Below are 19,199 nucleotides of genomic sequence, written 5' to 3'. Positions count from 1 at the left end.
AAACACGCTCTAAATCCCATCCGGGCCTGATTCACCGTCCGCACGTCTGAATACGCTGATGAAAAATCCGTCATAGGGATGCACTCCCGGCAGGAACTGAATCCATCCGTCCTTTAATGAGGGCTCCTGGGGCAGTCCGCCGAACCGGTCCGTCAAATCTACCGGTACAAGCGGGAACTGCTCCCTTAACCAGGCGGCATTGTCCTGGTTTTCCAGCCTGTCAATGGTACAGGTGCTGTAACAGAGAAGGCCGCCCGGCTTCACATACTGCCAGACAACAGACAGAATCTCCCGCTGAAGCCCTGCCAGCTCCTCAAGCTTCTCAGGCGTCATATTGTACTTGATGTCCGGTTTTCTCCCTATGATTCCCAGCCCGGAACAGGGCAGGTCCGCGATGACAATGTCCGCCTTTCTGATGGCTGCCGGATCCGGTTCCAGGGCGTCCCACACCAGGGTCTTCATGTTGGTCACGCTACAGCGGGCCATATTTTCCTCAATCAAAGCTGTCTTCTGGTATGTAAGGTCTCTGGCCTCCACCATCCCGGTGCCCTCCAGCTTATCCGCCAGATGGAGGCTCTTTCCTCCGGGGGCAGCGCACACATCTATGATATAACTGCCTTTCTCCGGGGACGCAATCTCCCCCACAAGGGCAGAGGTCACATCCTGCACCTGTATCCAGCCCTTCCTGAAAGCATCCAGCCCCTCCAGATAATCGTACCCGTCAATGGCTATCATGGACTCCATGAAAGGCAGCTCCCTAACCAATGTCCCCTGTGCCTTAAGGGAGGCCAGGATACTCTCCCTGTCTGCCCGGTGCAGGTTGCACCTGACCCAGGCGGGCTTATCCTCAAGAAAAGAGGCGGCAATCTTCTCCGCCTTCTCTTTCCCAAACTCCTTTTCCCACATGGCGTACATCCATTGGGGAATACTGTATCGCAGGGAGGGAGTGTCAAAGGTCAGATTCTCCTTTTCCCTGGAAACGGTCCGCAGCACGCCGTTCACAAAACCCTTAAGCCCGGAAAAATGACGCTTCACCGCCAGCTTCACCGCCTCATTGCAGACAGCGGAATCAGGCACGCGGTCCATATATAATATCTGATACACACTCATCCGCAGAAGACTGCGGATGAACGGCTTCATCTTGTTTATCCTTGTTTTGGAATACCGGTTTATAACCTCGTCAATCTGTATCAGGTATTCCAGTGTTCCTTCCACGGCGCGTGTGATGAAGGAACGGTCCGCCTTGCCCAGGTACTGGTACTTCTGCAGGGCCCGGTTCAGTACAAGGTGGACAAAAGCCCCCTGTTCCAGCACCTCTGTCAATATGTCCAGGACAATCTCCCGGTTTTCCAGCCCTCTGTCTAAGGTCTTTGCCATCTGAATCTTCTCCTCTCAGGGCCTGTCTGAATATGAATTCCCATAAAATCTTCTGTACCCGGCACCTTAATCATTCCTGCGGTTGCCGAATAATATCAGCAGGCGGAGAAGCTGAAGGATGGAAGCAGCCGCTGCCGCCACGTAGGTAAGGGCTGCCGCGTTCAGTACCTTTCTGGTCTGTCCCACTTCCTGTCCCGCCAGGATGCCGGTGGAATCTAAAAGGGTCACTGCCCTGTGGGAGGCATCATACTCCACAGGCAGGGTCACCAGCTGGAACAGCACTGCCAGGCAAAACAGAAGGATGCCCAGATTCAACAGGACAGAGCTTCCTCCCAGTAAAAGTCCAATGATAATCAGAGGCCAGCACAGCTGGGATCCCAGATTAGCCGCCGGCACCAGGGCTGCACGTATCCTTAAGGGGGAATAATCATTGGCGTCCTGCATGGCATGGCCGCACTCGTGCGCCGCCACTCCGATGGCTGCAATGGATGTGGAATTATACACTGCGTCGGACAGGTTCACGGTCTTGCTCCTGGGGTCGTAATGGTCTGTCAGGTTGCCCGGTACGCGGCGCACGGTCACGTCATAGATTCCCTGATTTGCAAGGAGCCTTTTGGCTGCATCCGCACCCGTCATGCCACACATGCTCCTGACAGCGCTGTAGCGCTGATACGTGGAGTTAAGCTTGGCGGAGGCTGCCATGGATATGACTACGCCAATCAATATCAGCACATAGGTTGGGTCAAAATAAAACATAGGGTAAAACATCATCAATCACTCTCTTTCTTTACAAACACATCCCCCTCCGGGATGGGATATCCGCGGAGAAATGCTGGAGTATCCATGCGTTTCTTTCCTTCCATCTGAAGCTCCCTGATGGACAGCAGGCCGTCGCCAGTGCAGACCACAAGGCCGTGCTTATCCGAACACACCACAGTGCCGGGAGTAATCCCTGTTTCTGAGGGAACACCTGATTCGGACAGAAGAACTGCCGTCTCCCGGCCTGTAATCACATCTGCCGACCATATCTTTATTGTCTTCCCATTCCACAGGGTATATGCACTGGGCCATGGATTTAATCCGCGAATCAGGCGTTCTATGGACACCGCGCTCTGATTCCAGTCAATGTCCCCAAGGGACTTTGTCAGCATCCTGGCATAGCAGGTGCCCTCATCTGTCTGTGGCGTACGAACCAGCGTGCCTTCCTCCAGCTTCTTAAGGGTGGATAAAATCAAATCTCCGCCTGCCAGGGAAAGCTTGTCATGCAGGCTGCCGCCTGTCTCCTTTTCCTCTATGGGGATTACCGCCTTTTCCAGCATGTCCCCTGAATCCAGGCCCACGTCCATCATCATGGTGGTGATGCCTGTCTCCCTTTCGCCGTCTATGACACACCACTGAATGGGTGCAGCGCCCCGGTACTTCGGAAGCAGGGACGCATGGATGTTGATGCAGCCGTACTTTGGAAGCTCCAGCACTGCTTTCGGAAGAAGCTGGCCAAAGGCTATGACCACGTATACATCCGCCTCCAGTCCCTGAAGGACCTCCACAAAGGAGGCTTCCCGCACCTTCGCCGGCTGATACACCGGAATGCCGTATTCCATGGCCTGTATTTTCACAGGTGTCATCTGGACTTCCTTCCCCCTGCCCCTGGGCTTATCGGGCTGGGTGACCACTGCAATTACCTGATGACCGGCTTCCACCAGCGCCTTAAGCGCAGGCACGGAGAAATCCGGTGTTCCCATAAATACAATGCGCATAAATTACACTCCTATTCTGTGATTTCTTCCTCGTCGGCAGCTGTATCCACCAGTTCACCTTCCGCCAGCTCCACATACATCTGGCCTTCCAGGTGGGCGCATTCATGACAGATGGCCCTGGCCAGCAGCCCCTCGCCTTCCAGCTCATAGGGCTCCATATTTTCATTAAGCGCCTTCACCTTTACGTAGTTTGGGCGGGTAACGATGCCGGACTTGCCCGGCAGGCTTAAGCATCCCTCGTAGCCTGTCTGGCTGCCGTCGGTGGCTGTAATTTCAGGGTTAATCAGGACATACTGGTTCCCGTCATCCACATCAATGGTTACAATCTGCTTTAGCACTCCCACCTGGGGGGCGGCCAGGCCGCAGCCATTGGCCCGGTACATGGTATCAAACATATCTTCAATCAGCTCCATGGTGCGCTCATTCATCGCCTTCACGGGCTTACACTTCTTTGTCAAAATTTCGTCTCCCATAATTCTTATCTGCCGAACTGCCATCTCTTTTCAATCTCCTTCATCATGTTAAATCGTACTGCACAGTCAGTCCATCACGGCCTTCTAACCCCTTCAGGCCCTCTTCCGTCATTTTCCTAATCTGTATCAGTATATCATAATTTTCATGCTTTATATATAAAATTTTTCTATAAATATCATTAACTTTGTATACCGCTGCATTGACCGGTCCTATGAGCCGGAAGGACTTGTATCCCTGTACTTTTTCCTGCTCCATGCGATCCGCCCACTGCTGCACCCACCCTGCTGCCAGATCCGCTGTACGGGCCAGGGTCCCTTCTGCCGGACACGCCATCTGTACGGTCAGCAGGGCCACTGCCGGAGGATATCCCAGCAGTCTTCTGTAGGCCATCTCCTGGCTGTAAAAGCTCTCATAATCCTGGGTGGCCGCCGTGCGTATGCTGTAATGATCCGGCTGATAGGTCTGTATCACCACATTTCCAGCCAGCTGCCCTCTTCCCGCCCGCCCGGCTGCCTGGGTCAAAAGGGCAAAAGTCTGTTCCCCGCACCTGTAATCCGAGGCATAGAGGGATAGATCCGCTGCCAGAGCCCCCACCAGGGTCACCTTTGAAAAATCATGGCCCTTGACAATCATCTGGGTGCCTATGAGTATATCCGCCTCTCCCCGGGCAAAGGAGGAAAGTATCTCCTGATGACCGCCTTTTTTGGAGGTGGTATCCAAATCCATCCTGAGAATCCTGGCCTTAGGAAAAAGCTCTGCTGCCATGGCTTCAATTTTCTGGGTTCCGGTACCAAAAGGCGCAATGTACGGGGAGCCGCAGACAGGACATTTCTTTGGCTGTGGAATGGAGTACCCGCAGTAATGGCACATCATGCGCCCATCCCGGTGCAGTGTCAGAGTCACATCGCAGTGAGGGCATCTGACAGCCTCGCCGCAGGAACGGCAGGACACAAAATTGGCATAGCCCCTGCGGTTGATAAACAGCATGACCTGCTCCCTCTTTTCCAGCCGTTCCTCTATCAGCGCCTTAAGGCGCCTGCTGAAAATGGAGCGGTTCCCCTCCTTTAATTCTTCCCGCAAATCCACGATTTCAACCTGGGGAAGGCATGCATCCTCCTTTGCCCTCTCCTTCAGGGTAAAAAGCCCGTACTCTCCCCTTAAAGCCCTTGTGTAGGACTCCAGAGAAGGGGTGGCTGACCCCAGTACAAGGGAGGCTTCATTCATCTGAGCCCGCTTTGCCGCCGCCTCCCTGGCATCATAACGCGGGGACAGTTCGCTCTTATAAGCATTTTCATGCTCCTCGTCAATAATGATAAGCCCCAGGTTTTCAAAAGGAGCAAAAAGGGCGGAACGCGGACCAATGACGATGTCAATATCGCCGGTTCTGGCCCGTTCATACTGATCGTACCGTTCCCCGGCAGACATACGGGAATTCATCACCGACACCCGGTTGCCAAAGCGGCTGTAAAACCGCATGACGGTCTGCCAGGTAAGAGAAATCTCCGGAATCAGCACAATTACCTGACGTCCCGCCGACAGCACATGGGCAATCAGCTCCATGTAAACTTCCGTCTTACCGCTTCCCGTCACCCCGTGAAGCAGGTAGGTCCGCCGGATTCCCCGGTCATATTCACCTATGACAGCATCTGCTATCTCCCGCTGAAAAGGATTCAGCTCAGGCGGCGCGCCCCACAAGCCTGCTGCCCTCTGACCATTCGAAACTGCCTGATTCTCCTGGCTGCCCATAAGCAGCTTCATCTCCTCCAGAGGATTCCGGTACTTCTCCACCACCTCCACGGCAATAATTCCGGCCTCCAGAAGAGGCTTAATGGCTGCCGGCGTAAGGCTCAGCCGGTTCATGGCCTCCTCATAGGGAATGGTGCCGGTCTGAAGCAGCGCCTCTAAAAGCCGCAGCTTAGCCTTATGTTTTTTTCTCCCGGCTTCCTCCGCCAGTTCTTCAAGCACACCCCTGCCCACCAGAGTACGGATTCTCCGTTTGGGGGCCTGCCTGACCTTCTGTTTCACAGGCAGTACTGTTTTTAATGCCTGATTCATGGTGGAGCCATACCGCTCCTTCATCCACCAGGCCAGCCAAATAAGCTGGGACTCTGCAGCCACGCTTCCCTGCACAATCCCAGCCACATCTTTTAGTTTATGGACATCTATCTGAGCCTGGTCAGTCAGATCCACCACATACCCCTTACGCTGTCTGTTTCCCTGCCCAAAGGGTATGCGGACCTGCTGCCCCACCTGAATCTTTCCCTGGAGCTCCTCCGGTATCCTGTACTGGAATGTCCTGTCCACATTTTCATGGGAAATATCTATGATAATACTGGCATATCTATGCGCCACTTACGTCACCTGTCTGTCTTGTTATTTTGTACTTTGGTTATTATACATGAGAATTGAGTAAAATGCAAATGGGGTGGGGGGATGGAAGGGTACGCAAACGTGGCGGGGGATTCCGTCCGTGAGAGGGAGGCGGGCGGGGCCGGGAGTGATGTTTCCGCGATGGCAGGGACTAAGGCGCCGGGGCGGGCCGGAGGGGAGGATCGCGAAAACTACGCAGAACTCTTGATGAGTTCTGCTCCGTGTTCACTTTGCTCCGGGCGTTGAGCGCCCTGCGCAACCTCCCCTCCGGCCCGCCCCGCCTCCTAAGTCCCTGCGAATCGCTCCAAATTCACTCCCGGCCCCGCCCGCCTCCCTCTCACCCACTACGCTTTCCACGTTTGCTGGTTCTTCCACGCCCAGGGGAAAGAAAAATGACTGGCTGGGTTGGTTGTTATGGGGGTTGCTTTTTATGGGGGGATTTATTTTTGGAATATGTCAATTGCATGGCTGGTAATTCCTGTTAAGTCTTTCCGTTCACAGGTGGCGTAGTGATATTTTAAATATAATTTGAATGTTTCATCGTCCATTTTGTCGATTGCTTCCCGAATGAGCAGCGCACAGCCATCTGTCGCGGTGTCAGCATGTTTGCAGCCATTTTTTCTATACGGTTCCTGTCTAATGTTATTTTTTGCGCCGCTGCTAAGACTCGATTCCAATGGCATCCGAAAATATCTTTTCCCTCTTTTCATTGCCTGCCTCCTTATAGAAATCCTTTGGCTCTTCCATGCTCAGATCCATATGGTTTATGAATAACAGCCTGAAAAGATGTGTCTCTTCTTTCGCAAACTCAATGTACGAAACCGGCAGAACCAGACATGGATTTATGTTTTCAGAACTGCTGTAATCCTCGACATTCCCCCAGCCAGCCATTTACTTTTTCCCGATTGTCCTTAGACCGGACTTGTCCCGCAGCCGTATCCCCAGGTTCCTTCCCCCTTGCTCCCACGAACGCGACCCCCTAACCCCCCGCGCCTCTCACCTCTCACTCCACAACCCCCGCCCTCCTCTCAAACCCCTTAAACCTTGCCGAAAACACCAATGCCCGGAATATCCAGTCAATGAACATGCCGTACCATACCCCGGAAAGTCCCAGGTCAAATATGTATACGAAGAGGTATGCAAATCCGATTCGGAATACCCACATGGAGAATACGGATACAGCCATGGTAAACTTAGCGTCTAAGGAGGCCCTCAGGGCGTGGGGGATGGTGAAGGCCAGAGGCCATATAATCATGGCTATACTGTGGATCAGGATCAGCTCACGCGCCATGACAGCAGCCTGAGGGGACAGATGATAGATTCCTACCAGCGGGCCGGACCAGATAACCATGGCAGTGCTGAATACGGCCAGGATTCCATAAACCACCAGAATAAGGGATTTTGTGTTGTTCTTGGCTTCCTTCAGACGGCCTGCTCCGACGCATTGGCCCACTATGGTTACCAGACCTAAGCCAATGGCATTTCCCGGAAGATAGAGAACCGTCACCAGGTTGCTGGCCACGGCAAAGCTGGCTATGGATACCGTGCCCAGGGAGGAAACCAGGCTCTGAAGGAATATCTTGCCGAACTGAAACATGCCGTTTTCCAGCCCGTTGGGAATTCCGATGGACAGGATGTGCTTTATCATATGACGGTCCGGAATCAGGAACTTCCAGCTGTTGAGACAGATGGAATTGTTCCTGTTCCGTATGAGGACGAACATCATAAAGGCAGCTGTCACACGGCTTATAAGGGTAGGCCACGCCACACCCGCCACACCCATTTTAAGGCCGAATACGCAGATTGCATTTCCTATAATGTTAACCATATTCATGACAAAGGAGGTCATCATGGATACCTTTGAGTTGCCCATGGAACGGAACAGGGCTGCGCAGGCATTGTAAAGTCCGATGAAGGGGTATGACAGGGCTGTGATCCAGAAATAGGTCTGGGCGTTGTCCATTACGTCCTGTTCCACTTTTCCAAATATTCCTCCCAGCAGATGGCGTCCCCCTGCAAGAGCTGTCCCGGCAATGATGACAGACAGAAGCATGGTCACCAGAACCAGCTGTCCGGCTGCCTTCCTGGCATCCCTGGGCTGCTCCTTGCCCAGGTACTGGGCCGATATGACGGCTCCTCCGGTAGCCAGGGCTCCCATGATTTGTATGATTAAAACACTGATGGAATCCACCAGGGAAACGCCGGACACCGCGGATTCCCCTGCTGCGGCCACCATCATCACGTCCACCATTCCCACCAGCACCGCCATGATTTGTTCCGCAATAAGGGGAGCCAGGAGCTTTATCACTTGTTTTCTGGAAAACATATCTTACCTTCCTCTTTCTCTCATAGTTCCAATAAATACCCAGCCATGATTCCCGGAGGCGTTTCTTCCTCTCAGGGCTATGGCTGGGCATCTGTTACCGCATATCTATTGCCGCACTTCGCAGCTCCCGGACCCCATGGCCTTCATGGAGGTGCTGTAGAACCTCTTTGCGGCCCGAATCAGATAACAGGTATCCTTGATTCCCACTGTCTCGTAGGGGGAGTGCATGGACAGCTGGGGCAGTCCGATGTCCACTGTGTTCAGGGCCACATGGCTGTTGGAAATGTTGCCCAGGGTGGAACCGCCTGCCTTGTCGGAACGGTTGGTAAATGTCTGGCAGGGTATTCCCTCTTCCTGGCATAATACCCTGAACACGGCGGCTGAAAGTCCGTCTGTGGCGTACTTTGTGCTGTATTTGATGACGATACCCTCATTCATGTAGGGACGGTTTACAGGGTCTGATTTGTCTCCATGGTTGGGGTGGGCTGCATGGGCATTGTCAGCGGAAACCATGAAGCTGGAGGCAATAGCCATCAGGTACTCCTCCTCGCTCCTTCCCATGGCGCTGTTAATCCGTCTCAGCACATCCTCCAAAAAGGTGGAGTCAGCCCCCTGCTTGGTCATGCTTCCTATCTCTTCATTGTCAAATACCGCGTGAACGCTCACACAGTCCGGATGGCCGCCCTCCAGAAATCCCTTCATGGTGGAAAACGCGCACTGCAGGTCGTCTAAATGGCCGCAGGACAGGAACTCCCCGCCAGCCCCCCAGATGCTTCCCGGCACACGGTTGTAGAGATAGAGATCGTGTCCCAGGATATCCTCCTTTTTGACCCCTGCGCTCTCAGCCACAGTCTCCATAAAGGTTCCCTTTGCGTCCGGGCCGCCGTACAAGGGCAGCATGTCCACCTGGGCATTATACTTATAGCCCTCATTGACCTCACGATTAAAATGGATGGCCAGGTTCGGTATCATAAGCAGGTCCCGGTCCACCTTTACCAGCTTTGTGGCAATGCGGTTTCCCTCCTTCACAGCCAGACGGCCTGCCACGGAAAGGGGGCGGTCAAACCAGGGAGCGCACAGCATACCGCCGTATTTCTCCACGTTCAGCTTCACATAGTGGTTCTCCGCCTCCATCTCCGGATTTTCCTTGATTTTAAAGGAGGGGGAATCACTGTGGCTGGCCATGATCTGGAAACTGGAAAATGCTTTTCCCGGCACCTTAAAGGACACTATGGATGAACCGTTCCTGGTAACATAGTAGGAACCTCCCTCTGTGAGCACCCACTTCTCTCCCTCATGAAGCTGTGTGAAGCCCGCCTCCAGAAGACAGTCTGCAATGGACTGTACCGCGTGGAAGCAGGTGGGGCTTTTTTCAAGAAAACCGATGAGTTCTTTGGCTGTGCTTAAGCAGTCTTCTCTGTCTATATTCATATAATATCTCCTTTGTCTCTTTATTTCTCCTCTACTGTACCATAAAGAAACCTCCACGGCAATGCGGGAAGCTTAACTTTTTTTCTCCTTTGCTGCCATCCATGGCATAATGAACCCAAGTCCTACCAGCACAAAGGGAGTTACGATATTCAGAGCCAGCTGGAACGGGTCCTCTGAGTAAATGCCTGTCAGACACGCGAAGGCCGTGAATATAAAACACCAGCCGCCCACCAGGATACCTGCTGTTTTCCCCTTTACAAACCTGTACTCGCCGCAGAATGCATCCCCGGCCCGTTTTAAGGCAATGTATGCCACAAAGACCCACAGATAGCGCAGGGGCATGCACACAGAGTTTACCTTGACCAGCCAGCGCACCAGAACGTCCACGTTCCTGATGCCAAAGGCAGGGACCACAATCAGCACACAGACAATGAGCATCACAAGCCTGTGTCCGTTCACATAGGTACCGTGTTCATTTTTCTCAAACATCCTGCTGGGGATGAAACGGGAATCCGCGCTGTCTAAGAGCATCCTGAGGGGCGCGTCCACGGACAGGACCATAACGGAAAACTGTCCAATCAGATTGGTCAGCGCGTATACCACCACGAAGAAATTCCCCACATGATAATATTCTCCCAGCTTCTGGAACGCGTAGTAGGCGCCGTTGGTCATCAGGTCCTGGGGAATATGGTTGGAGTCAAACATCATGCCCAGGGCAATGGTGCCCAGGATGGCGGTCACGGCCACCATGGCTGCCAGGGCCACCATGCCCTTTGCAAAATCCCTGGAAGGATCCTTCATCTTATTTACATAGGGGGAAATCTTCTCACATCCTCCCACCGCAAAAACCAGGATGGAAAGGCTCAGGAAAAAGTTGGCGTTAAAGTCCGGTATGAAGGATGAGGGGGACCAGTCAACGGCTAAGAAGGCACCGTCTGTCAGGGCCGGAGCAGCCACCATCATGGCAATGAACAGCATGGACATAATGAACATGGCAGAGCCTGCCAATGTGGCAAGCCTCTTTAATACACCTATTCCCTTGCCGGACAGATACATGGCAAACAGAAAAATGACCAGGCATAGAATCTGCATCACCGTGGTGTTCATGCCGCTGGCCCTCTTGTCCTGAAACAGGGCCCAGCTGGCTGCAATTACCGTGGAATTTGGTTTCTGGGAGATATAAGGCATGTGGACCACCCAATAGGTCCAGCCCGCGTAGTAAGCCATCTTAGGCCCTATGGTCTCATGAATCCAGGAGCTGACACCGCCTCCGGCATGCTTGAAGGTGGAGCCCAGCTCTCCCACCATCAGGGCATAGGGCACAAAATAAATGGCAAATATAAGAATCCAGGATACAATGGCCTTTAATCCGCCGTACTCCGAGAATCCGTTTATCACATTCCCAAATCCCCAGACCGTTGAAAAGGCCATAAAAGCCAGGGTATGCCAGAGAATCTTCTTATCATCTTTTTTCTGCTGCATCACAATGTTTCTCCTTATCTTATTTAGAATGTACTGTCTGTGACATTTCTGTCCATATTATAATTCTTCCCAAAATGAGGGAAAGATATGAGTATTCAGTTAGAATCATGCCCTGGCTTCCTTCAGATGCCTCACTGCCTCGGACAGCTTCATGCTGTTGGAGCCTTTAAAAAGAATGCAGTCGCCCTCCTTGATGTTCTCATCCAGCCACACTTCTACCTGGGCCAAACTGTCCATTTCAAAATGAGGCGTCACTGCGTGGGCGGCATCCATTCCGCTGCCAATGCAGGCTGCCAGCTCTCCCAGCAAAAGGACCATGTCCAGGGGATGTTCTCCTATACAGGCGCCTATTTCCTCATGGAACCTGACCGTATCCGGGCCCAGCTCCTTCATATCGGCTAAGACCGCTATCCTTCGTCCTTCTCCCTTCACGCTGGCCAGCACCTCCAGCCCGGCCTTCATGGACACCGGACTGGCATTGTAGCTGTCGTCAATGACAGTGACACCGCCCCACTCAAATATCTGCTGGCGTCCCTTATAGCCCTTAAACCGTCCCAGGGCAAGGGCCGCCTTCTCCATGGAAAGCCCGTATGTATCCGCCACTGCCAGGGCTGCCATGGCATTGCTCACCATGTGGCTTCCCATAACCTGGAGACGCACCCGGACCCTGCTGTCCCCGTGAACCGCCGTGAACACGGGATAACCTTCTTCCAGGTGCAAATCCTCTGCCCTGTAGTCACAGTCCCGGCTCAGTCCGTACAGTACCCTCTTTCTGCCCCCCTTCGGAACCACTGAGGCCAGAAGGGGGTCGTCGCCGTTTAAGAACAATGCGCCCTCTGCCGGCATCCCGTCCTGGATATGCAGCTTTTCCTCCAGGATGTGTTCCTGGGAGCCCAGCTGTTCGATGTGGGCCACCCCTATGTTGGTCATGACGGCACAGTCCACCCTGGCAACCCTGGCAATGCGCTCCATCTCTCCCGGTTCGCTCATTCCCAGCTCAATGACGCCAATCTCCGCAGACTGCGGGATCTCCGCTATGGTAATGGGCACTCCCACCTGGCTGTTGCTGTTGCCCGGAGTCTTATACACCAGGAATCCGGCGCTCAGGGCAGCCGCTATCATTTCCCTGGTAGTGGTCTTTCCCACGCTTCCCGTGATTCCCACCAGAGGCAGGGTAAGGCGTTTCCTGCAAAAGCTTCCCAAGTCCTGAAGGGCCTTCTTCGTGTCAAGCACCTCAATCCACGCGGCATCAAGGGCTTTCTTCTCCTGCTCCCTGTCTCCCCCGCACTGTTCCCGGACAGAGGCTTTAACATCCTCCCCGCAGTGATGTTCACTGGTAAATACCACTGCCGCCCCGCTGGCAATTGCCTGGCAGAGAAAGCGGTGGGCGTCCACCCGTTCACCCACAATGGGCACAAATAGGTCATCCCCCTCCATTTTTCTGGAATCCAGGCTGATGTGTCCCGCATGCTGATCCTCCTGCCCCCGCAGAAGGTTTCCTCCTGTGGCCTCAAGCAGTTCCTTAACCGTTATTCCTGTCATACTGTGTCTCGTCTCCCAACTCTTTTATGGTTTCTTCAATGACTTCCCTGTCCAGGAAGTGATGGCGCACACCGTTGATTTCCTGATAGTCCTCGTGTCCCTTGCCGATGACAGCTATCATATCCCCCGGCTGCGCGTAAAGGATACTGTGGCGGATTGCGTCCCTTCTGTCAGGAATCTCAAGGAAATCCCCGCCTGTTTTCTCTATGCTTCCCCGGATATCCGCCATGATGTCCTCCACCTTTTCATACCTGGAGTTGTCTGCCGTGATGATGCTCAGATCGGCCAGTCTTCCTCCGATCTCGCCCATGGAGTAGCGTCTGTCCTTGGAACGGTTGCCGCCGCATCCAAATACAACCACCAGCCGTTTGGGATGATACCGGCGCAGAGTGGTAAGAAGGCTCTCCATGCTCACCGCGTTGTGGGCATAGTCCACCAGGACCGTGCACCTGGATGAGGTGTGGACGATTTCCATGCGTCCATTGACACGTATGTGCTCCAGGGCGTGGACAATCCTCTCTTTTGGAAGTCCCAGAAAGGCGCATACGCACAGGGCTGCCAGGGCATTGTCCACGTTGAACAGGCCGGGGATTCCCAGGCGGACGTCCATGTCCAGGCTTCCTGTGACGTCAAACTCCGTGCCCACAAAGTCCGGCCGGGACACATACCGGATGTTGGAGGCCTCAAAGTCAGCCTTCGTCTCCTCGTCTTCCTTTACACGGTACGTATAAAGCCTGCAGGACGCATCCTTCACGATTTCTTTAAAATGCCCGTCGTTTAAGTTCACCAGCCCTATCCTGCACATGCTCAAAAGACGTGATTTGCAGTAAAGATATTCCGCAAAATCAGCGTGCTCATCCGGCCCTATGTGGTCCGGGGATATATTAGTGAAAATGCCGTAGTCAAAGGCGATGCCGTCCACCCGGTGCATCTTGATTCCCTGGGACGACACCTCCATAATCATATACTGGCAGCCTGCCTCCGCCATTTTCGCGAAGGACTGGTGCAGTTCATAGGATTCCGGCGTGGTGTTCATGGTAGGGGTCACCTGGCCATTGATCACCGTGCCTGTGGTGCCTATCATCCCCACCTTTTTTCCTGCCGCCTCAAGAATGGCTTTTATCATATGGGTGGTGGTGGTCTTTCCCTTTGTTCCCGTCACGCCAATGGTAATCATCCTTGACGCAGGATAGCCGAACCTGGCTGCTGAGAGAAGAGCCAGGCTTCTCCTGCCCTCCGCTGTCTTAAGTATTGTCACCCGGCCCATCTCATCCTCCGTAAGTCCTGAGGCAGCCAGTTCCTCCTCAATGTCCCGCTCCGTCACAAGCACACGGACACCTGCGCGCAGCACATCCGGGACAAAACGGTGGGAATCCACGCGGGTCCCCGCCATACACACAAACACAGCGCCGGGCACTGCCTTTCTGGAGTCATAGACCACCTCTGTGACCTCCACATCCAGGCTTCCCCTGACAAGTTCATAATCCAGCTCATCTAACCAGGTTCTAAGTATCATCTGAATACCTCATTTCTTTTTCGTGCAACTCATATTATGCCAAAATATATCCTGGCCCGGCGCTCCTTTCTTGGATGCACCGGGCCAGGCCCATTTCCTAGAAAAGTCCTGTAATCTTACCGTTCTCGTCCACATCAATGCTGTCTGCTGCCGGTTTCTTTGGAAGTCCCGGCATAGTCATGATGGAACCTGTAAGCGCCACCACGAAGCCTGCGCCTGCTGATACATAGGCATCCCTTACATTGATGGTAAAGCCGGCGGGCCGTCCTAACTTGGTCTGGTCATCCGACAGTGAATACTGTGTCTTGGCCATACACACCGGCAGGTTTCCAAAGCCCATATCCTCAATGCGCTTTAATGCCTTGGCAGCGGCCGGTGCAAAGGACGCGCCGTCCGCCCCGTAAATCTCTCTGGCAATGGTGTTAATCTTATCCTTAAGGCTCATCTCATCCGGATAGAGTACATGGTACTGGGTCGGCTTGTTCTCCAGTGTCTCCATTACCTTTTCAGCCAGTGCAATACCGCCCTCGCCGCCCTTTGCCCATACCTCGGACAAAGCGAACTCGCAGCCCCTGTCCTCGCAGAACTTCCTGATATATGCATATTCTGCTTCGGTGTCTGATATGAAGGAATTGAGTGTAACCACCACGGGTACGCCAAACTTCTGGAGGTTCTCAATGTGCTTCTCCAGATTGACAATGCCCTTTTTTAGGGCTTCCGGATTCTCAGCTGACAGCTGGTCCTTCGGCACTCCGCCGTTGTACTTAAGGGCCCTGACCGTTGCCACCAGAACCACTGCGTCAGGCTTCAGTCCTGCCTTGCGGCACTTGATGTCAAGGAACTTCTCAGCTCCCAGGTCAGCGCCGAAGCCAGCCTCTGTCACCACCACGTCAGCCAGCTTCAGGGCTGTCTTAGTGGCCCTTACGCTGTTGCATCCATGGGCAATGTTGGCAAACGGGCCGCCGTGTACCAGGGCGCCTGTGTGCTCCAGGGTCTGAATCAGGTTGGGCTTTAAGGCATCCTTCAGAAGGGCTGCCATGGAGCCTACCGCATGGAGCTGCTCAGCGGTCACCGGCTCTCCTGCAAAATTGTAGGCCACGATAATCTTGCCCAGACGGTTCTTCAAATCCTCCATGTTGTCAGCCAGGCACAGGATTGCCATGATTTCGGAAGCCACTGTGATGACAAAGTGGTCCTCCCTTACCATGCCGTCTCCCTTTGCTCCCAGGCCTACCACAATGTTGCGCAGGACGCGGTCATTCATGTCCACGCAGCGCTTCCACTGGATCTGCCTTGGGTCAATACCCAGGGCGTTTCCCTGCTGGATATGGTTGTCTAAGAGCGCTGCCAACAGATTATTGGCGGATGTGATGGCATGGAAATCACCTGTAAAGTGCAGGTTTAAATCCTCCATGGGCACAACCTGGGCATAACCGCCGCCGGCTGCCCCGCCCTTAACGCCAAAGCAGGGGCCCAGGGACGGCTCTCTGAGTGCTATGATGGCCTTTTTGCCCATCTTTCCAAATGCCTCGCCCAGACCAACCGTGGTAGTGGTCTTTCCTTCTCCTGCCGGTGTTGGGTTAATGGCTGTTACCAGCACCAGTTTTCCATCGGGACGGTCCTTTACCTGCTCCCAGAGTTGGTCCGTCAGCTTTGCTTTGTATTTACCGTAAAGCTCCAGGTCATCCTCCCCGATTCCGTAAGCAGCAGCCACTTCTTTGATGGGCTGCATCACGGCCTCCTGTGCAATCTCAATATCTGATTTCATGATTTGTACCTCCTCTTATATTACGCTCCCCGGTTTCCTGCCTTTGCAGGTCCGTCAACGTTTTATTCAAAAGTCTCAGGGACCAGGCTTTAATACCCCTGCTCCAGCAATTCCTCGAATTCTTCCATGCTCATGAGCACTTTTCTGGGCTTGGTACCTTCTTCCTCGCCCACTACACCTGCTTCCGCCAGCTGGTCCATAATCCGGGCAGCCCGGTTGAAGCCAATCTTAAACATCCTCTGGAGCATTCCGATGGATGCCTTTTCCTTTTCAATGATAAACCTGCCTGCCTGGACGAAGTATTCATCCCGTTCAGAAGCCCCGCCGCCTCCGTCCATGGACGGGGAGGAGACACAGCTCTCCACTTGCGGATTATATTCCGCCATCATGCCCTGTTCTGTCAGGAACTCCACCACCCGGCCCACTTCCTCATCGGACACAAAGGCGCCCTGTACACGCTGGGGTTTGGGCAATCCTGCCGGATAAAAGAGCATGTCGCCCTTTCCCAGCAGCTTCTCAGCCCCGTTCATATCAATGATGGTCCTGGAATCCACACCCGATGACACGGCAAAGGCAATCCTGGACGGCACATTTGCCTTAATCAGTCCTGTGATGACATTGACCGACGGCCTCTGGGTGGCAATGACCAGATGGATTCCCGCCGCACGGGCCAGCTGGGCCAGGCGGCAGATGGCATCCTCCACCTCTCCCGGAGCCACCATCATAAGGTCTGCCAGCTCGTCGATGATAATGACAATCTGAGGCATCTTCACCGGCTTCTTGTCATCCTCAATATCCTTTATCTTTTCAACTCTTTCATTGTAGCCCTTTAAATCCCTGACATTGCACTCCGCGAACTTCTTATAGCGGTCCGTCATCTCTGCCACTGCCCAGTTAAGAGCCCCTGAAGCCTTCTTGGGGTCTGTCACCACAGGGATGAGCAGATGGGGGATTCCGTTATAGACACTGAGCTCCACCACCTTGGGGTCCACCATAATCATCTTCACGTCCTCTGGTTTGGACTTGAAAATGATGCTCATAATCAGGGTGTTGATACACACCGACTTACCGGAACCAGTGGCGCCTGCAATGAGCAGATGGGGCATCTTTCCTATATCCGTCACCACCACCTGTCCGCCTATATCCTTGCCCACGGCAAAGGCCAGACGTGACTTGTGGTTCTTAAATGACTCTGCCTCCAGCAAATCCCTCAGGTACACCATATTATTCTCTTTGTTGGGCACCTCGATTCCCACCGCCGACTTGCCGGGAATGGGCGCTTCGATGCGGATATCCGCCGCAGCCAGGCTCAGCTTGATGTCATCGGTCAGTCCCACTATCTTGCTGACCTTCACGCCCTGTTCCGGCAAAAGCTCATACCGGGTCACGGCAGGGCCGCAGCTGATATTTGTAACCGTCACCCCTACCCCGAAGTTATGGAGGGTCTGCTGCAGCTTAATGGCCGTAGCCTTATACTCCTCCCCCGAGAAGGAACCGGCATTCTTAGCCCCCTTCTTAAGCAGGGTAGTGGGCGGGAACACATATTCCTTCTTTACCGCCTCTTCCTTTTCCTTGATTTCCTGGGCCACGGCCATATTTGAATCTGGCTGTTTGGCCTCCTCCCGCTTCTTCTCAATCTTCTTCTGGAGAAGCTCTGTCTCGGTCTCTATGACCTTGCCTGAAGCCGTAACCACCCGCTTGGGCTCCTCCGGCACAAATACGCTGTCATAATTGATCCCCTGCTCTGACGCGTCTGTCTCGTAGATATCTGTCTCATGGTCAACCGTTTCAGGAATTCCTGCTTCAGAAGACATGGCATCCTCTTCTGCCATATCCTCAGACGTCCCATACTCTTCTTCCCAGGGAACCTTATCCTCACGGCCTTTATCATGGCCATAGCCGCGGACAGCGCCCTCATTCCTGTCCGTGGAGGACCTGACATTGAACTCCATCTCATCCAGTGTCTTCAAATCCTTTTTAACATGGATGGTGTCATAATCATCCGCATCGTGTGTCCCATACTCGTCCTCCACCCGGATGCCGGTGACCACCGGTGCTTCACCCCTGTGTCCGGTGCGGCTGTGGCCCTCTATGGACCTGGCCAGGGCTCCCAGGTCATCTGTGTCATAGGAATCCCCGCCATCGGTCTCAGTCTCCAAAGGCGGATCAAACCTGCCCACAAACTCATCCGGCGGCAGGCGGTCCTTTGCGCCGGCTGTCCGGGCCGGTCCCCAGTCCTCCTCGTATGTATCGGGCATATCCGGCATTTCCTCCAGATCCGCTCCAAACTCACGGTCAAATGCCTCCTCGTCGTAATCCTCTTCCTCAGGCGTCATCAGCCTGGTTGCATTCAGGTTAACGCCCCGCACCCTCTGTTCCTCACGAATGCGCCTGCGTTCCTCCTCCCGTATGGCATGAAGCTCCCTGCGCCGGTCCATATCCTCCCTGGCATACTGGTAGGCCTTGTCCCCTCCCCGCTTCACAGCAGACACAAAGGAACGCTCCGTGATGCATACCATGCAGATGATGAACAGGACCACCAGAACCAGAAAGGTTCCCGGCTTCCCCAGTCCGATGGTAAGGAAGGAGGTAAGGACGCCTCCCAGCCATCCGCCGCCCGTACCGGTCAGGGTGGACTGCTTATAATATTCCATCCACTTCGCACCGGCCGGAACCGTACCGAAGGCCAGCTGCAGCATTCCGCAGACCGTAATCACAGCCCCCGCCACGGCTGCCAGCTTCATGGCAGCATGGATGTTTCCCTGGTTGGACAGATGAAAACAGGTGCCCACGAATATCAGGATGGGGAATAAATATCCCACTATCCCAAATATTCCCAGCTGCACGCCCCGCAGCACATCGCCCACCACGCCGCACAGCTTGAAATTGCTCAGAAATAAAAGAATGGCAACAGCAAAAGAGCAGATGATGACCACTTCTGCTCTCATGAATTCCGTATTATCCTGTTCATAGGCCTTTTTCCCGGTTGTCCCCCGGCTCTTGGAGGAAGTGCTTGTCTTCTTGGACGTGCTTGCCTTTGGCCTTCCCGGTTTTCTGTTCCCACTCTGCTGTCGTTTTGTTGTTTCAGCCACTTGATACAGCCTCCTGTCATTCTCTTACAAGTTATCATACCGCATCAGCCTCCCATTCCCACAG

Annotated in this window: 12 protein-coding genes and 2 pseudogenes; all 14 read right to left on the bottom strand. The window is 53.8% G+C overall.

The features are described from left to right. Positions 1 to 9: 9 nt before the first annotated feature. The gene (gene rsmB, locus G614_RS0106785; RefSeq protein ID WP_027641352.1) at positions 10 to 1,377 is read right to left on the bottom strand and encodes a 16S rRNA (cytosine(967)-C(5))-methyltransferase RsmB; all 1,368 of its coding nucleotides are present in this window, start codon (positions 1,375 to 1,377) and stop codon (positions 10 to 12) included. A 66-nt stretch (positions 1,378 to 1,443) separates the two neighbouring features. Next, positions 1,444 to 2,148 (bottom strand): zinc metallopeptidase, encoded by a 705-nt coding sequence (locus G614_RS0106780; protein ID WP_002564532.1) that lies wholly within the window; start codon positions 2,146 to 2,148, stop codon positions 1,444 to 1,446. Further along, on the bottom strand, positions 2,148 to 3,134 hold the full coding sequence (gene fmt, locus G614_RS0106775; RefSeq protein WP_027641351.1) for a methionyl-tRNA formyltransferase: 987 nt from the start codon (positions 3,132 to 3,134) through the stop codon (positions 2,148 to 2,150). The genes G614_RS0106780 and fmt overlap by 1 nt, the downstream gene beginning before the upstream one ends. A gap of 11 nt (positions 3,135 to 3,145) precedes the next feature. Continuing rightward, on the bottom strand, positions 3,146 to 3,631 hold the full coding sequence (gene def, locus G614_RS0106770) for a peptide deformylase (protein WP_027641350.1): 486 nt from the start codon (positions 3,629 to 3,631) through the stop codon (positions 3,146 to 3,148). Positions 3,632 to 3,650: 19 nt separating this feature from the next. Then, positions 3,651 to 5,960 (bottom strand): replication restart helicase PriA, encoded by a 2,310-nt coding sequence (gene priA / locus G614_RS0106765; RefSeq protein ID WP_027641349.1) that lies wholly within the window; start codon positions 5,958 to 5,960, stop codon positions 3,651 to 3,653. Between the two features lie 458 nt (positions 5,961 to 6,418). After that, positions 6,419 to 6,571, bottom strand: a pseudogene (locus G614_RS34285) (SAM-dependent methyltransferase); the annotation flags it as partial. A 2-nt stretch (positions 6,572 to 6,573) separates the two neighbouring features. Beyond that, positions 6,574 to 6,851: pseudogene (locus tag G614_RS26960) on the bottom strand (TetR/AcrR family transcriptional regulator); the annotation flags it as partial. A 130-nt stretch (positions 6,852 to 6,981) separates the two neighbouring features. Next, positions 6,982 to 8,304: an MATE family efflux transporter gene (locus G614_RS0106750; RefSeq protein WP_027641347.1), complete on the bottom strand. Its 1,323-nt coding sequence runs from the start codon at positions 8,302 to 8,304 to the stop codon at positions 6,982 to 6,984. Between the two features lie 105 nt (positions 8,305 to 8,409). Beyond that, entirely contained in the window at positions 8,410 to 9,735 is a 1,326-nt protein-coding gene (locus tag G614_RS0106745) for a M18 family aminopeptidase (RefSeq protein ID WP_027641346.1), read from the bottom strand. 72 nt (positions 9,736 to 9,807) lie between these two features. Next, entirely contained in the window at positions 9,808 to 11,217 is a 1,410-nt protein-coding gene (locus tag G614_RS0106740) for an APC family permease (protein WP_027641345.1), read from the bottom strand. 105 nt (positions 11,218 to 11,322) lie between these two features. Then, positions 11,323 to 12,759, bottom strand: coding sequence for a UDP-N-acetylmuramoyl-tripeptide--D-alanyl-D-alanine ligase (locus G614_RS0106735; RefSeq protein ID WP_027641344.1), 1,437 nt, complete (start codon positions 12,757 to 12,759; stop codon positions 11,323 to 11,325). Then, the gene (locus G614_RS0106730; protein WP_027641343.1) at positions 12,740 to 14,275 is read right to left on the bottom strand and encodes a UDP-N-acetylmuramoyl-L-alanyl-D-glutamate--2,6-diaminopimelate ligase; all 1,536 of its coding nucleotides are present in this window, start codon (positions 14,273 to 14,275) and stop codon (positions 12,740 to 12,742) included. The genes G614_RS0106735 and G614_RS0106730 overlap by 20 nt, the downstream gene beginning before the upstream one ends. Positions 14,276 to 14,372: 97 nt before the next feature. Then, entirely contained in the window at positions 14,373 to 16,043 is a 1,671-nt protein-coding gene (locus tag G614_RS0106725) for a formate--tetrahydrofolate ligase (protein ID WP_027641342.1), read from the bottom strand. An 89-nt stretch (positions 16,044 to 16,132) separates the two neighbouring features. Continuing rightward, positions 16,133 to 19,135 (bottom strand): DNA translocase FtsK, encoded by a 3,003-nt coding sequence (locus G614_RS0106720; RefSeq protein ID WP_027641341.1) that lies wholly within the window; start codon positions 19,133 to 19,135, stop codon positions 16,133 to 16,135. Between the last annotated feature and the right edge of the window lie 64 nt (positions 19,136 to 19,199).

The sequence above is a fragment of the [Clostridium] clostridioforme AGR2157 genome (assembly GCF_000424325.1).
GTDB classification, from domain to species: Bacteria; Bacillota; Clostridia; order Lachnospirales; family Lachnospiraceae; genus Enterocloster; species Enterocloster clostridioformis_A.
Note: the sequence above shows the minus strand (reverse complement) of the source record. Positions and strands in the feature narration are given on the sequence as shown.